Genomic DNA, 13,897 nt, shown 5'->3' on the forward strand with positions numbered 1-13,897 from the left:
ATCAACAGATTTTGCTGCAAACACCAAATTTATAAATTCTGGATATAAATTTGGTGCGGAAGGGGGGACTTGAACCCCCACGCCCGAAAGCACTACCACCTCAAGGTAGCGTGTCTACCAATTCCACCACCACCGCAGCTGTGACGCATTCTAGTAGCTTGTGTCACAAATTGAAAGGTTTAATTGCAAATTTTACATTTATTTTGGTGCAGCTGGCGAAGTTTCACCCGTATTCTGCTGTAAAGGGGCTGCTGGCTGCGATGTGCTTTGTACAGTTTTTAAACCATAAGCATCTGTGGTCTGTTTTTTTGCAAATACTGCCAAACTAATACTGGTCACAAAAAATAAGGCAGTTAAAATTGCAGTTAAACGTGTCAAAAAGTTTGCTGAACCTGATGCACCAAATACAGTTGCTGCGCCACCACCACCAAAAGAAGCGCCAGCGTCTGCACCTTTACCGTGTTGTACAAGAATCAGTACAATCATCAATACGGCTAAAATGATATGTACCACCAGCACAAAATTATGCATGCTGAACTCCTATTATTTTGATTTTGCAAATGCTTGAGCAATTTGATAGAAAGACTCAGCATTCAAAGAGGCACCACCAACGAGTGCACCATTAATATCTGCACATGCTGCTAACTCAGCTGCATTTTCAGGTTTTACACTACCACCATATAAAATTGCAATCTCTGCTCCTAATGGTGTGATTTGTGATAAACCTTCACGAATTTTCGCATGCATGGTCTGAGCATCTTCAGGAGAGGCCGTTTTACCTGTACCAATCGCCCAAATCGGCTCATAAGCAACAATAATATTGTTCCATTGTTCTGCTTTTACAAGCGCTGCAATATCACAAATTTGTTGCAAAACGACTTGCTCTGCTTGCCCAGCTTCGCGTTGTTCTAAGCTTTCACCCACACAGTAGATGATTTTCATTTCTGCATTGAGTGCATTTTTTACTTTTTCTTGAATGACATTCACATTGTCACCAAAAATTTCACGGCGCTCAGAATGACCAATTAAAACATAGTCAATATGACTATCTTTAAGTAACTCAGCACTGACCTCACCTGTATATGCACCTGTACCTGCTATACGCGAAAGATCTTGTGCAACACTTAAAATTTCACAAGAAGCATCTAGTAATTGTTGCTGAACAGAAAGTAATGCAATAGAAATCGGGGCGATGCCTATGCGACATTGCTGTTCAGAAATAGGATTTTGCTTTAATTGTTGCTTTAAGTCTTGGATGAGTTGCTGCGAATTCGCTTGCATTGGGTTCATTTTCCAATTGCCGACAACCCAAGGAATAATCGTCGAACCCGACATACACTTAACCCTATTCTCGAAAAATGCCCACATTCTACACGGATTTTTAAGTATTTATGCTTTTTTCTTTCTTGGCTTGTTTTAATTTTTTGGCTTTCATCTTGCATAATTCTGACATTTTTGTAACAAAACGACCAGTGACCATTGAATTGGGTGATTTATTTGCATTTTACAACCAAAAAAGTAGATCAAGCGCTTTAGCTTCTGAGCATCTTTGGTTAATATAATTATTATTCAAAATACTTTAGATCACATTTCAAATTTTTTATACAACGGTTTTGGTATGGGGATACTAAAAACCTAGATAAATCAATTTAAAATGTAAAAATATTGAACTATCGACAACAAAGACCAAAGCAAAGAAGTCTAAGATAGACAGTGTTTTTTAATGCTAAGTATTTAAATTATAAAATGAATAAATTAAAGGTGTATTGGGGATGGTACAACAGCAAGGCTCACCGAAGTTTTCGGGGTTTATTCGTCGCTTAGTAGATGATGGGGCAATTTCTGCACAACAAATGCAGTCTGCTTTAGATAATGCTAAGAAAAATAAGCTCAATATCGTGGCTTATCTCATTGAGCACGCAAATTTAAAGCCTTTGATGATTGCAGAAACAATTGCTTTAGAGTTTGCTGAGCCATTATTTGACTTAGATAGCTTTGATTCCACTCAATTTTCAAAAGATTTGATTGAAAGTAGTCTTTTGCATAAGCATTTGATGGTTCCTCTCGTACAACGTGGAAATGTCTTATACATTGCAATCAGTGACCCAACCAATATTGAAGCATTAGATGCAGCTCGCTTAAATAGCCGCTTAAATATTGAAGTTGTTATTGTTGAACATAATAAGTTAGTTAACTGTTTAGAAAAGCATTTTACTGAACAAGTAAATTTCGATTTTGGTGGTGATGACATTGACGTTGATATTATTTCAACAGATGAAGCCAATACCACTGAAGAGCAAGATGATAATCAGTCAGGTGAAGAAGCGCCGATTGTCAAATACATCAATAAACTTCTTGTAGATGCGATTCGTATGGGTGCATCAGATTTACACTTTGAACCATATGAAAAGTCATATCGGGTACGTTATCGTGTCGATGGTGTATTAAGAAGTATTACAAATCCCCCACTACAACTTGCAACTCGACTTGCTTCTCGTTTAAAAGTCATGTCACAAATGGACATTTCTGAAAAACGTATTCCCCAAGATGGTCGTATTAAGCTCAAACTGTCTAAAACCAAAGCCATTGATTTCCGTGTAAACTCTCTTCCAACCCTTTTTGGTGAAAAGCTTGTACTGCGTATTCTTGACCCTTCCAGTGCAATGTTAGGTATTGATGCTTTAGGATACGAAGAAGAACAAAAAGCTTTGTTTATGGAGGCTTTAGATAAACCTCAAGGCATGTTACTGATTACCGGACCCACAGGTTCGGGTAAAACAGTTTCGCTATATACGGGTTTAAATATTTTAAATACAGAAAATTCTAATATCTCTACAGCCGAAGACCCTGTTGAGATTAACTTAGAAGGTATTAACCAAGTTAACGTGAACCCTAAAGTCGGACTTTCTTTTTCTGTCGCGCTCAAATCATTTTTACGTCAGGATCCTGACATTATCATGGTGGGGGAGATTCGAGACCTAGAGACAGCCGAAATTGCGATTAAAGCCGCACAGACAGGTCACATGGTTATGTCTACATTACATACCAATAGCGCACCTGAAACATTAACCCGTTTAAGAAATATGGGCGTGCCTTCTTTTAATATTGCAACATCAGTCAACTTAGTGATTGCGCAACGTCTTGCTCGCCGCTTATGCTCACATTGTAAAACAACTGTAGAAATTCCAAAAAATAGCCTGTTAGAAATGGGATTTACTGAACAAGATTTATCCAATCCAGATTTTCAAATCTTCCAGCCTGTCGGTTGTCCTGAATGTCGAGAAGGATATAAAGGTCGAGTCGGTGTCTATGAGGTTATGAAAGTTACACCTGAAATTTCAAAAATTATTATGGAAGATGGCAATGCACTTGAAATTGCAGAAGCATCGAACAGATTGGGGTTTAATAATTTGCGACGTTCAGGCTTAATCAAAGTCATGAATGGCTTAACATCACTACAAGAAATCAATCGCGTAACTAGCGAATAAACAAATTAAAAAAAGGAATATCGTTATGGCGATCAAGAAAGCTCAAATGATGCCAACATTCATTTATGACGGGGTTGACCGTAAAGGGGTCAAAGTTAAAGGAGAGTTGCCTGCCCGCAATATGGCATTGGCTAAAGTTACCTTAAGAAAACAAGGCATTAACATTAAAACAATTCGAGAAAAAAAGAAAAATATTCTCGAAGGTTTAATGAAGAAAAAAGTGAGTACTTTAGACATCACGATTTTTACACGACAACTTGCAACCATGATGAAAGCGGGTGTGCCGTTAGTACAAAGTTTTGAAATTGTTGCTGAAGGTCTAGATAACCCTGCAATGCGTGAAGTTGTACTTGGAATTAAAGGCGAAGTTGAAGGCGGAAATACTTTCGCAGGCGCGCTCAAGAAATATCCCCAACATTTTGACCGTTTATTTTGCTCCTTAGTTGAGTCGGGTGAACAATCGGGTGCTTTAGAAACGATGCTAGATCGTGTTGCAATTTATAAAGAAAAAAGTGAACTTCTAAAACAAAAAATTAAAAAAGCTATGAAATATCCAGCAGCAGTTATTGTCGTTGCAATTGTGGTAACCATGATTCTAATGGTGAAGGTTGTTCCTGTCTTCCAAGATCTATTCTCTTCCTTTGGTGCTGACTTACCTGCCTTTACCCAAATGGTCGTAAATATGTCCAAATGGATGCAAAGTTATTGGTTTGCCTTACTCATTGGCATTGCTGTAGTAATTACGGCTTTCTTAGAAACCAAAAAACGAAGTAAAAAATTCCGTGACTTTTTAGACAAAGCCGCACTTAAAGCCCCTATTTTTGGCGATTTAGTTTATAAGGCAATTATTGCGCGTTATAGCCGTACACTCGCAACAACTTTTGCAGCGGGTGTTCCATTAATTGATGCTCTCGAGTCTACAGCAGGTGCAACGAATAATGTCGTCTATGAAGAAGCTGTAATGAAAATTCGTGATGATGTCGCAACAGGTCAACAATTACAGTTTGCTATGCGTTTAACCAACAAATTCCCATCTATGGCAATCCAAATGGTGGCTATTGGTGAGGAATCAGGTTCTCTAGATGCCATGCTTGATAAGGTTGCAACACACTTTGAAAATGAAGTAGATAATGCTGTCGATGGACTTACTTCTATGATGGAGCCTTTAATTATGGCTGTACTCGGTGTGCTTGTTGGTGGACTGGTCATTGCAATGTATCTACCAATTTTCCAAATGGGCTCAGTAGTCTAATGACCGAAATCCTTAACTATTTTATTTCAACACCGAGTGCCCTTTATATTGCTATTGGTCTACTCGGTTTATGTATTGGTAGTTTTTTAAATGTTGTCATTTATAGAACACCCAAAATGATGGAGCAAGAATGGCATCAAGAATGTCAATTTTTGCTTCATCCTGAACAGCCAATCATTGATCAAAGTAAATTAACATTAAGTACACCTGCTTCTACTTGCCCAAAATGTAAATCACCAATCCATTGGTATCAAAATATTCCTGTTATAAGCTGGTTATTTCTAAAAGGTAAATGTGGTACTTGCCAAAACCCGATCAATTTTCGTTACCCGTTTATTGAGTTATTGACTGCTGCATGTTCTTTAATTGTCGTTGCAGTTTATGGACCTACACTTGCTATGTTGTTTGGTCTTATACTCACTTGGGTACTTATTGCTTTAACCTTTATTGATTTTGACACTCAACTATTACCTGATCGTTTTACCTTACCCCTTGCAGCACTTGGCTTAGGTATTAACAGTTTCGCAATTTATACCTCAGCAAATTCTGCGATTTGGGGATATATCATTGGCTTTTTATGCTTATGGATCGTTTACTATCTCTTTAAAATCATTACTGGTAAAGAAGGCATGGGCTATGGTGATTTCAAATTACTCGCTGCTCTAGGCGCATGGATGGGTCCTCTCATGCTCCCACTCATTGTTTTATTGTCTTCCTTAGTCGGCGCAATCATTGGTATTATTTTACTCAAAGTTCGCAAAGAAAATCAGCCTTTCGCTTTTGGCCCTTACATTGCTATTGCAGGTTGGATTGCTTTTTTATGGGGCGAACAAATTATGAAAATTTACCTCGGTCAATCATAACAGGGTTTAATAATGACATTTATTTTGGGCTTAACAGGTGGTATTGGTAGCGGAAAAACAGCAGCAACTCAATGGTTTGAGTCTCAAGGCATTCAAGTGGTTGATGCAGATCTTGTTGCCCGTGAAATTGTTGCTCAAGGTGAACCTGCCTTACAAAAAATTGCTGAAACTTTTGGTACTTGGGTATTACTCGAAAATGGTGAACTCAACCGTAGAGCCTTACGTGACCACATCTTCAAAGACTCTCAAGCACGCCAACAGCTTGAAGCCATTACACACCCTGCTATTCGACACTCAATCATTGAGCAATTGAAGGCAGCAACAAGCCCTTATGTCATTTTAGTATCTCCACTGCTATTTGAAACCAATCAGCATGAATTAACTCAACATACATTATTGATTGATGCGACAGAAGAGTTACAAATTGCAAGATCGTCACAACGTGATGGTCAAGATATTGAACAGATTAAAAAAATTATTGAAGCACAAATGCCTCGAACACAAAAGCATACGATTGCAGATGATATTGTAATGAATGATGGGCAGCTAGAACATTTGTATGCAAAACTAAAACCTTTACACCAAAGCTATTTAAAACTCGCACAACACATTGAGTAATTAAGAATCAGTAAAAAGTGAGCATATTTTAATGATCACTTTCACGATAATTAAACGCTATTGTTCATTTTTTTGCTGATCTAATTTTACTTGTAAAGTATCTTTACGCCCCAGCCAACGCCAAGGTTGTAGTGCGCCAATTCCCATACCAACTAGACCACACAACATAGCCAAACTTAAAGGCTCATTTAACAATGGCACAGCAATAATTGCAGCAATAAAAGGAGCCAGTGTCACAATACTTCCTGTTTGAAATGCACCCAAACGTTTAATCGCTTCTACATAGCTTAAAGTTGCAATAATAACGACAAAAATACCATGAAAAATAGTCTGAATCGCCAAATGAGAAAAACTCGCTTGATCTAAATGTTTCGGTAAAAATAATAAATAAATAGGAATGTAAATAATCGCAGACCAAATTGCGACGCCTGCCATACTGTGCCATGCAGACAATTTCCATTGCTTTAATAAAACTGTAAAAATGCCCCACCAAATTGCACTTAGAAAAAATAATCCATCACCAAAACCAAAAGCAACCCCTGTTTCTTGATACATTAGCGTACTCATTAAAACCACTGCACTGATCATAATGACAAGACTAATCCATGTATTTCGGTCAAAAGGTTGCTGAAATAAAAAGAATGCCGCAATCGCTGTGGTTAAGGGAATACAGCCATTTAAAAAAATAGCTGCATGTGCCGCAGGGACATAATGAAAAGCACTATAGGAGGTTAAGCAGTAAATCACACCACCCAACATTGCCAAGATAAAAGGCTCTTTCTTCCACAAAAATGCGGTGTCTTTTTTGATAATCAAAATAGGCATTAAAATACAAAATGCCAAAGAAAAGCGTAAAGCTGTAATATCCCAAGGGCTAATATGCCAAAGTGCATTTAGCCTTGATGTAATCGTGAAACCTCCCCATATACACATCGTGATTGCTACAAAAACATAGCCTTGCGTGCGGGAGGTCATCATGATCTTTCTCGGATAAAATTAAAAAATAGTAAAATTAATGACTTTGGCGTTGACGACATGCCTCATAAAGCGCCATGCCTGTCGCTACACTCACATTTAAACTCTGTAAGTTACCTGACATTGGAATATAAACTGTTTGATCACATTGTGACTGTGTAATAGGACGCAAACCTGTATCCTCTGCTCCCATCACGACACAAACAGGTGTTCCTGTAAAGTCAAATTGTTGAATAGGCAAGGCTTTTTCATCAAGCATCGTACCTACAACACGAACATTAAATTCTTGTTTGATTTGCCCTAAAGTACGTGCCAAATTGGTGACTTGAATAAATTTTACTTTTTCAGCACCACCTGCCGCAACTTTTCGTGCTGTTGGTGTCAAGCTTGCCGCACGATCACGTGGCACGATCACGGCTGCAACACCCATCGCTGCCGCAGTACGAATACATGCACCTAAATTATGCGGATCAGTAATATGATCTAAAGCGAGCAACAACGGTTGCTGTTCACCTTGTAACAACTGCTCTAAATCTTTTTCATTCAATACTGGATGTGGGCGTACTGCTGCCACAACACCTTGATGAAATGGCAATCCTGCTAACTTTTCCAAACTATCACGACTGGCTTTTTGAACACTAATACCAAAAGGTTCAGCCATTTGTAAAATATGTTGTAAGCGTTGGTCTTCTCGACCTTTTAAAGTAAAAAGAGTTAAAACACGTTCTGGTTCTAACTCCAATAATGACTCAACTGAATGCACGCCATAATAATATTCGGGCTTCGCCATGAACGACCTCAAGTGACTTATCAAAATAGAAAAGAAAAATCCTGCAAAGCCAACTTTACAGGATTTCATTGAATATCTAGTTTAACCGATTTAAGCTCAAATTACCTTGCTTATCTGCATTGCACTTTGTTGAATTTAGCCTTCTAAATGGCAAACATAATCGAGCACATCATCTGTCTCAATTTTAAAACGGCTATTGCCTGGTACATAAAATGATTGTCCAGCACGGAAAAGCTCGCTTTCTTCATTGTCTGCGATTTTGACACGGCATTCACCTGAAATGATCTCCATACGCTCAGGCACATGAGTTTCAAAGGTAAGCGCTTCTTCAGTTGGTAAAATTACCCCTAAAGTTTTTTTCGTTCCGTCTTCAAACTGTACTGTGTGGCTAATACATAAACCACCAAAATAAACGTTTGATTTTTTTATCACTGATACATGATCAAACTGAGTAGGCATGCGTATCTCCAGATAATGCACACTAAAATTTATAGTCGTTGCGCTAGTTTAATTGTACTGGTCAAACTAATCAATCTATTGTTTAAGCAAAATAAATGAAGTAAAAATGTGCTATTTTACAGAAAATGAAATTATCAGTCAGATCATTATTTTTTCTTTTAAATTAAGCTAAAATATCTAAAATTCATCACCCTTTAGAATTTGTTCTGACTTGTGACTAAAACAAAATTTGACTATCTTAGAACCGAACTTTCCGCAGCTTGGATGCGTGTATGCTGACACATTTAAATCTACTTAACTTTGCTCTGGCAGATCACCTTGCGATTGATATCGAACAAGGTTTTAATGTTTTAACAGGTGAAACTGGTGCTGGTAAATCGTTACTTTTAGATGCATTATCAGCATGCTTAGGAGAACGCACTGACACCAACTATGTACGCTATGGTACTGAAAAAGCAGATGTTACTGCTATTTTTAGTTATCAAGCTGACAGCCCTGAAGCGCTTTGGCTCAAAACACATGAACTTGATGACGAATCTGGTGAAATTCATCTACGTCGTGTGATTTTTGCGACAGGTCGTAGCAAAGCATGGATTAATGGTCGCCCAAGCAGCTTGTCTGAACTAAAAGAAATTGGACGCTTATTAGTCCAGCTTTATAGTCAGCATAGTCAGCAACAACTGTTAGAACCGCCTTATCCTAAACATTGGCTTGACCGTTATAGCGACTTTCATCTACCTGCTCAAGCGGTGCGAGATGCCTATAGCATTTGGCAAAAAAACATTAAAATGCATCAGGCTGCTTTAGATGCCCAAGCCACGCGTTTACAACGCATTGAAACTTTAGAGCGGCAACTTGAAGAACTCGAAGAAGTCATTTCTATTGATTATAAAGAGACTGAGCAAGAATTTGATCGTCTGAGTCATCATGAGCATATTATGCAAGACTGTAGTTATAGCTTAAATGTTTTGGATGACTCTGAACAAAATATTACGCAAGAATTATCGTCTTTATTGCGTCGTATTGAATCGCATGCAGGACGCAGTGAACAACTCTCTGAAATTTATAATTCGATGTTAAATGCGCAAAGTGAACTTGAAGATGCCACAGCAAATTTACGTCAATTCATTGATCGTCAAAGTTTTGACCCTGAACGTATGGAGCAACTAAATGCTCAATTGGAAATTTTCCATCGTTTAGCACGCAAATATCGTACTCAACCTGAGTTACTCAAAACCGAATTTGACGAATGGCAACAAGAGTTACAAAAATTACATCAACTTGAAGACCCCGAAACTTTAGCGGAGCAAGTGGAATTATCACAGCAAGATTTTTTAAATAAAGCCCAATATCTTGACCAAATTCGTCGTGAAGCAGCACCACCACTGGCAAAACAATTAACAGAACAAGTTAAACAATTGGCATTACCAGAAGCTTATTTTGAGTTCCGTTTTGATCCGCTTGAACAAGCATCGGCTGAAGGCTTAAGCTTTATTCAGTTACTTTTTACAGCAAATAAAGGTATACCAGCACAACCTTTAGCACGTGTCGCATCTGGAGGTGAACTATCTCGTATCGCCTTGATTATGCAAGTCATGAATGCTGAAAAAACCGAATCTGAAGTTTTAGTATTTGATGAAATTGATGTTGGAATCAGTGGTGGAACAGCTGAAATTGTTGGGCGTTTATTGGCAAGTTTGGGACAGCATGTACAAATTTTATGTATTACCCATCAAGCTCAAGTTGCAGCTCAGTCTGATCAACATTTATTAGTCAAAAAGCTTCAGACAGACCCTGCAAGCAGTACGATCATTGAACTTGAAGAAGAACAATTAGTTTTAGAGCTAGCTCGTATGACGGGTGGCGTAGAAATTAATGAAACGACTTTGCAGCATGCCAAACAATTACGTCAGCTTAAGTTTCAACATAGCTAATCCATGTATAGCCCTGTAAATAAATAAAAAACCAGTGAATAATTCACTGGTTTTTTATACTTAAATGTACATGATGAATGAGTAAAACTACCATTTAATTGGCTGCTCACTTGAACCTGGTGTCATGTCATATGTTGGTGTAAAGGTTGTACTCTGATTGCCATAAGATGTGTTGGGTTGCAATTTCAAGCCCACCAAAATTTCCTGACTTAAATTTTGTGCTAATGTTTCTGCGCTACTGTCATTTAAAGTATTGTTTAAAATATTCTGTACTGAGTTTTTAGGTAATGCGCGGTTAAATGTTCCTGAAGCCACAACTTTACTACTATTCGCTTCAATCACACGCCATGTTAAACGAACTTGTTCAGAACCTTGATTTAAACCATACATTTGCTGTGAGTTTGCAGCAGAAAGATCATTGATCCGTCCAACTAATAAATAGTCTGCACCCACTTTTTGCCCAATACGTGCCATTTCATGCGGTGCACCATCCCATTGTAAAAATGCATTTTCATATTGCATTTCATCAATATAATGACGATCTAATAAACTTAACTGTCCAGATTGAGCAATATAATTTCCTAAAGCATCTGCAAGTTCTTCACTAAACTCACCTGCAGAATCTGCCTGTGCGGAGCGATTATTTTTTTCATAAAACTGAAAAGGCAATACAACAATACGTCTTAAATGTTGATCTTGTACTGTAGATTGATATTGCACAACATGCGCACGGACACGTGCACGATAATTATTTTTAGAACCACTTACACTTAAAACTTGAAATTTTGTAACAGAGCCAGAACCTACGCTGTCCACACTAAATACTGGTGAAACTTTGCCTGAATAGTTCCAGTTATTGCCATTCATCGACATATTCACTGTTTCTTCAAGGTCAGCACGTGGAGAAACCGTTGCACCATTCACAGATTGTACAGCCACAAGTAATGCTTCAGAAATAGCTTGATGTTGTGTTGCTCCACTGCCCGAAGCCTCTTTGACAACTTCTTTTAATGCTGCAAATGCCGAAGAACTCAAGCATGCTGCAAATAATGCAGAAAATATAATTTTTTTCATCATTCTCGTGATCTCATGCAACTGCCCAATTACAGTTGCACTTTGAGTAAATTACAAACCAAAAGCAGAGCGTTTAGACGATTTACGAATTTCTTTTTCACTCGTCCATTCCACAATACCTGTTTGAACATTTTGTAGTTTTAAAGTGAATTTATAGTACACATCACTCTTATTGCCAGCGTTTTTCACGATGCTTGATAAGTTACCATTCAGCATATATTCAGCACCAATATGACCACCTGCTTTCACAGAAGTTGCTTGGTTCACCAAACCGCTATTTTTTTGATATGCCAATTGTTCTGCCATCGCATTTGCAGAAGTCATATCAACAAAACGGAATTTACCTGAGTTAATTAATTTATTTTGAATTGTATCTGTGATTGATTCGGTATCAATATGTTCTTGAGTTTTATTACGAATACGCTCAACAAACATGACTGGACGACGATTTTGTGTCAATTGTACAACAACAGGGAAAGTCAACATATCGTCAACCATCTTATCTGCAATCATTTGCAAATCAGTTGAACCAAAGTCTTTTGTTAAAGACTCAACAGCTTGCGCATCGCCATAACTAACATTTGTACTCGCACAACCTGTTAAAACAGAAGCTGCAAAAAGTGAAGCAACAACGAATTTCATTTTCATGAATTTTTTACCCTTTTTAATCATTTTTTAAATAAACAACAATATCGACAGCAGATGGGTTTGGCGCAACAGATTGCACTGTTTTGACTTCACGCCCTGTGAGTTGAATCGGTTTCCAACGTGACCCTTCTGGATTAATTTCCATGCCTTGTGCATCAACCCAAACAATTTTGTACTCAAAAGAGCGACTGACAAACCAACGATCTTTAATAGCAAGTGATACTTTTTTTAAGTCGCCCACATAAACCATGTTGATACGATCAACACCAACTTTAGTGCTTAATATCGGGTTATTACTGATCGTTTTTACACTATAACTACCATCCGCAGCAGTTTGCGTCGAAAGCGAGTTAGGTGCTGTACACCCTACCATTGTTGCAGTGAGCATGCTTGCAAAAACAAGTTTCAAAGCTGTTTTCATATATTTTCTCAGTTTTTAAAATGAATGGTTAATCGCACTAACACTGGTTGAAATCTTATTATTGACATCATTGACATAAACAAATACGGTTTGATTCGCTGTCGCATTGACCTGAATCGTGTCACTTACAGTACCATTACCAGAGATTTGTAAATGATGTGTTCCAGGTTTAACTTCAAAACGCGCAATTTGTGTATTACTTGGCAATGTTGACCATGCTCTTAGATCTGCACGTTCAGTTGCGACATTCATCAAGTTACCTGCAAGTTGACCTAAAGCGCCTAAATGCTGTCCTAATTGTTGTTGAGCAACAAATTTTGTAGTCGCCCGAACAATTTGACCAGATACATTGCCCACAGTGCGTTCTTTTAATTCTTTGACTGCCAATGCGCCAATGTCATTGAGTACAAAACTTTGTTGAGTTGTACGATCACCTAAACGCACATTTAAACTTTTTGGTATGGTATATGTACTTGGCTCATAAGTCGCAAAAGCAATATTAACAATGCCATTAGGTACAGGAATCGCCAGTTTATTTTCAATTTTTTTCGGCACAATTCCTTGTTCAATAAAAACAACCACAGGCACAGTATCTTTATTTTTACTGGTCATACGATCTAGACGTTGTACATCTTTTGCAATATTACTATCTGCTTGTAGTTCATAGGCTTTTTTATAATCGACCAAAGCATCATTATATTCACCTAAAGCTTCCCACAGATTTGCAGCCATATAAAACGCATAGGCATTTTGATAGGTATTTTTAATACGTCCTGCAATTGGGTCTAAACCTGCAAAAGCTTCATCTAAATTATTAACTGCTTGAGGATTTTCTTGTTTAGCCTTTTCTTTTTCAGACTTTTTTTGTAGCTCTTTTTCATGTTCAATTTCAATTTCACGCTGAATACGCTGTGCAACACGCATTTCTACACTTGCAGCTTCGGCATTGTTTAATTGAATATAATTTTTTGCCTGAGAAATATGAGCCAGTACCTGCTCATAAGGTGGTACATGATAAGGAACAATAGAATCATTACTCAACATTGAAAGCGCTTTAAAACCTAAGCGAGAGGCGCTGACAGTAGCACGATTGTTTTGTTTATCTAGTAATTCAAAGGCTTTTTTATATAACTGGCTACTTTCTTCGTACTGTTGATTGACCTGTAAAATACGTGCTTTTTCTAAATGATATAAAATAGCGTCTTTTGAATCCATTTTTTTATCAATATTCGTTGCAAATGCTGTTGGCAGCGTTGCATTTAAACTACTTCTAAATGCTGAGCCTTCATCCTCATAATTTCCAAAAATTCCTGCTTGTGAATTTACTGAAACAGCCAATAAAATAACTAGAAATTTATTATTCAAACGCTTCATA

General features: G+C 37.7%; 14 protein-coding genes and 1 tRNA gene. 5 read left to right on the forward strand and 10 right to left on the reverse strand.

The window, feature by feature from the left end:
• Positions 1–51: 51 nt before the first annotated feature.
• From HX005_RS01675 to tpiA, 3 genes are all read right to left on the reverse strand, one after another.
• A tRNA-Leu gene (locus HX005_RS01675) sits at positions 52–136 on the reverse strand.
• Positions 137–198: 62 nt separating this feature from the next.
• The gene (gene secG, locus HX005_RS01680) at positions 199–531 is read right to left on the reverse strand and encodes a preprotein translocase subunit SecG (protein WP_107007141.1); all 333 of its coding nucleotides are present in this window, start codon (positions 529–531) and stop codon (positions 199–201) included.
• 12 nt (positions 532–543) lie between these two features.
• Complete coding sequence (gene tpiA / locus HX005_RS01685) at positions 544–1,335, reverse strand: triose-phosphate isomerase (RefSeq protein ID WP_107007142.1); 792 nt, start codon at positions 1,333–1,335, stop codon at positions 544–546.
• 437 nt (positions 1,336–1,772) lie between these two features.
• Between tpiA and pilB the strand changes: the two genes are divergently transcribed.
• From pilB to coaE, 4 genes are read left to right on the forward strand one after another with little or no spacing between them, the layout of a single operon-like run.
• Positions 1,773–3,488 carry a type IV-A pilus assembly ATPase PilB gene (gene pilB, locus HX005_RS01690; RefSeq protein ID WP_286376076.1) on the forward strand — a complete coding sequence of 572 codons (1,716 nt, stop codon included), beginning with the start codon at positions 1,773–1,775 and terminating at the stop codon, positions 3,486–3,488.
• 25 nt (positions 3,489–3,513) lie between these two features.
• The gene (locus tag HX005_RS01695; RefSeq protein WP_286376077.1) at positions 3,514–4,740 is read left to right on the forward strand and encodes a type II secretion system F family protein; all 1,227 of its coding nucleotides are present in this window, start codon (positions 3,514–3,516) and stop codon (positions 4,738–4,740) included.
• Positions 4,740–5,603 (forward strand): prepilin peptidase, encoded by an 864-nt coding sequence (locus HX005_RS01700; protein ID WP_286376078.1) that lies wholly within the window; start codon positions 4,740–4,742, stop codon positions 5,601–5,603. The genes HX005_RS01695 and HX005_RS01700 overlap by 1 nt, the downstream gene beginning before the upstream one ends.
• Before the next feature lie 12 nt (positions 5,604–5,615).
• A complete protein-coding gene (gene coaE / locus HX005_RS01705) occupies positions 5,616–6,221 on the forward strand; it encodes a dephospho-CoA kinase (RefSeq protein WP_286376079.1) in 606 nt (201 codons plus the stop codon).
• Between the two features lie 57 nt (positions 6,222–6,278).
• Here the strand turns inward: coaE and HX005_RS01710 are convergent, their stop codons facing one another.
• The 3 genes from HX005_RS01710 to ppnP all read right to left on the reverse strand — a co-directional run bounded on the left by HX005_RS01710 (position 6,279) and on the right by ppnP (position 8,445).
• On the reverse strand, positions 6,279–7,196 hold the full coding sequence (locus tag HX005_RS01710) for a DMT family transporter (RefSeq protein WP_502872712.1): 918 nt from the start codon (positions 7,194–7,196) through the stop codon (positions 6,279–6,281).
• A gap of 37 nt (positions 7,197–7,233) precedes the next feature.
• Positions 7,234–7,986 carry a 23S rRNA (guanosine(2251)-2'-O)-methyltransferase RlmB gene (gene rlmB / locus HX005_RS01715; protein WP_286376081.1) on the reverse strand — a complete coding sequence of 251 codons (753 nt, stop codon included), beginning with the start codon at positions 7,984–7,986 and terminating at the stop codon, positions 7,234–7,236.
• 135 nt (positions 7,987–8,121) lie between these two features.
• Positions 8,122–8,445 carry a pyrimidine/purine nucleoside phosphorylase gene (ppnP, locus tag HX005_RS01720; RefSeq protein ID WP_107007149.1) on the reverse strand — a complete coding sequence of 108 codons (324 nt, stop codon included), beginning with the start codon at positions 8,443–8,445 and terminating at the stop codon, positions 8,122–8,124.
• A 272-nt stretch (positions 8,446–8,717) separates the two neighbouring features.
• On the opposite strand from ppnP, the gene recN reads away from it, so the two are divergent.
• Entirely contained in the window at positions 8,718–10,379 is a 1,662-nt protein-coding gene (gene recN, locus HX005_RS01725; RefSeq protein WP_286376082.1) for a DNA repair protein RecN, read from the forward strand.
• A gap of 87 nt (positions 10,380–10,466) precedes the next feature.
• Here recN and HX005_RS01730 read toward each other — a convergent pair whose 3' ends face one another.
• The 4 genes from HX005_RS01730 to HX005_RS01745 are packed head-to-tail and all read right to left on the reverse strand — an operon-like array spanning position 10,467 to position 13,896.
• Entirely contained in the window at positions 10,467–11,453 is a 987-nt protein-coding gene (locus tag HX005_RS01730; RefSeq protein ID WP_286376083.1) for an LpoB-related protein, read from the reverse strand.
• A gap of 51 nt (positions 11,454–11,504) precedes the next feature.
• A complete protein-coding gene (gene lpoB, locus HX005_RS01735; protein ID WP_107007273.1) occupies positions 11,505–12,101 on the reverse strand; it encodes a penicillin-binding protein activator LpoB in 597 nt (198 codons plus the stop codon).
• A gap of 16 nt (positions 12,102–12,117) precedes the next feature.
• On the reverse strand, positions 12,118–12,522 hold the full coding sequence (locus tag HX005_RS01740) for a DUF1425 domain-containing protein (RefSeq protein ID WP_286376084.1): 405 nt from the start codon (positions 12,520–12,522) through the stop codon (positions 12,118–12,120).
• Between the two features lie 15 nt (positions 12,523–12,537).
• Positions 12,538–13,896, reverse strand: coding sequence for a COG3014 family protein (locus HX005_RS01745; RefSeq protein WP_286376085.1), 1,359 nt, complete (start codon positions 13,894–13,896; stop codon positions 12,538–12,540).
• Position 13,897: the final 1 nt, after the last annotated feature.

The organism is Acinetobacter sp. R933-2 (genome assembly GCF_030325485.1).
Taxonomy (GTDB): domain Bacteria; phylum Pseudomonadota; class Gammaproteobacteria; order Pseudomonadales; family Moraxellaceae; genus Acinetobacter; species Acinetobacter sichuanensis.